The organism is Vibrio sp. Vb1554, from assembly GCF_033344235.1.
This window is the reverse complement of sequence record NZ_JAWPOJ010000169.1, coordinates 1-1,480: the sequence shown is the minus strand read 5'-3', so window position 1 is coordinate 1,480 and position 1,480 is coordinate 1. Positions and strand designations below refer to the sequence as shown.

1 protein-coding gene and 2 pseudogenes are annotated in these 1,480 nt (G+C 44.9%); 1 reads left to right on the top strand and 2 read right to left on the bottom strand.

Annotated features, from left to right (window positions below; translation table 11 throughout):
* Window positions 1–49 precede the first annotated feature (49 nt).
* Window positions 50–403 carry a hypothetical protein gene (locus R8N28_RS24650; RefSeq protein ID WP_318183596.1) on the bottom strand — a complete coding sequence of 118 codons (354 nt, stop codon included), beginning with the start codon at window positions 401–403 and terminating at the stop codon, window positions 50–52.
* A 23-nt stretch (window positions 404–426) separates the two neighbouring features.
* Window positions 427–471: pseudogene (locus R8N28_RS24645) on the bottom strand (hypothetical protein); the annotation flags it as partial.
* Window positions 472–804: 333 nt separating this feature from the next.
* Between R8N28_RS24645 and R8N28_RS24640 the strand changes: the two are divergent.
* Window positions 805–1,480 (top strand): annotated as a pseudogene (locus R8N28_RS24640) (IS3 family transposase); the annotation flags it as partial.

Sequence of the window (1,480 nt, the reverse complement as noted above, 5' to 3'; positions counted from 1 at the left end):
AGCAAACAAAGGTTTCATAGCGGATGACTTATACCAGTCTGATGAGTAGCTAATCCAAGATGAAACTAAATTCGCGGTCAGCAAAACACCATAATTCATCTCTGAGCGCCGCATGGGTAACCCAAGGAACGATCGTCGCTTCGCCAATCCCTCTCGCGGGACAGACAGAACCAAACAGATACGTATATTCAATTTGTTGTTGCTTCACGGCTCTGGGACGTGTTCCTTTCTCTGCCCATAACCGTGTTGTTGTGTTTTGTTGCCCAAATCTGGCTTCATCTTGAAACCAGACATCCAAATGCTCTAAAGCGATATGCTCTGGGATCTTCAGGATCGTTTCAATTTTGAATTTTTTAAAGTCGTCTGGGATTGTCGAGGATGCCTGGAGCGAGAAGTTATCCAAGAGAAGCCCATCTGGTCGAGCAGGTAATCGATAGAATCCGGGTGGTAGTGCTGGCCAAATTCTTTCACGATATAAGCGTGGATATCGGCTCCAGTCAGTCGTCTGCCTTGAGTATCATTGGCTTTATCTTTTATATTGACTCAATTGTTCTCTTTGCTCGGAAGTTAAGAATGGTGGTTTTCCTGTTCTTGGCTTTTCTTACAGTCCTTCCGGCCCTTCTTCAAAAAAGGTTTGAACCCACTTATTGATACTAGTTCGGCTTACCTTGAGAAACTTGACGATTTGTGTGCGTGAGTCCCGTCATTTGAAATGAGCAAGGGCTAGCAGTTTCATTTTCATGAATAGCCACCGACTTGATAGACACCTTTTAGTTAGACAAAATGACTAACAGAGAGGTGCTTATGAGCAGCAAAAGATATCCAGAAGAATTTAAAATTAAAGCGGTAAAACAGGTCACGGAAAAAGGTCATAGTGTGGCTGATGTTGCCAACCGCTTAGGGACGACTACCCATAGTCTTTATGCTTGGGTGAAGCGCTACGGTCCCGACTCCTCCCAACACCAAGCTCAATCTGATGAATGTGCCGAAATTCGTAGGCTTCGGAAAGAACGGCAAAGAGTTACCGAAGAGCGGGATATACTAAAAAAGTCGCGGTGTACTTCGCAAGCCAGTCCGACTGAGGTACGCCTTTATCAAAGCCAACCAGTCAGTGTGGCCTGTTCGACGGATGTGTAAAATCCTTGGGTTCATCCAAGTGGTTTTTATGCCTGGCTAAAATACCCTGACAGCAAACAAGAGAAACGGCGTAAGTATCTTCTCGGACTTATTAAACAGTTTTGGCTGGAATCAGGTGGGGTTTATGGCTATCGGAAGATATACAGTGACTTACGAGATGAAGGGGAATTCTGTGGAATCAACCAAGTACATCGCTTGATGAAACGAGAAGGCTTACAGTCACAACGCGGGTATCGTAAACCCAGAGCTAAAGCGGGTACTGAACATGTCATTTCGGCTAACAAATTAGCCAGAGAGTTCAATCCAAGGGCTCCAAACCAATCGTGGGTGACCGATATTACTT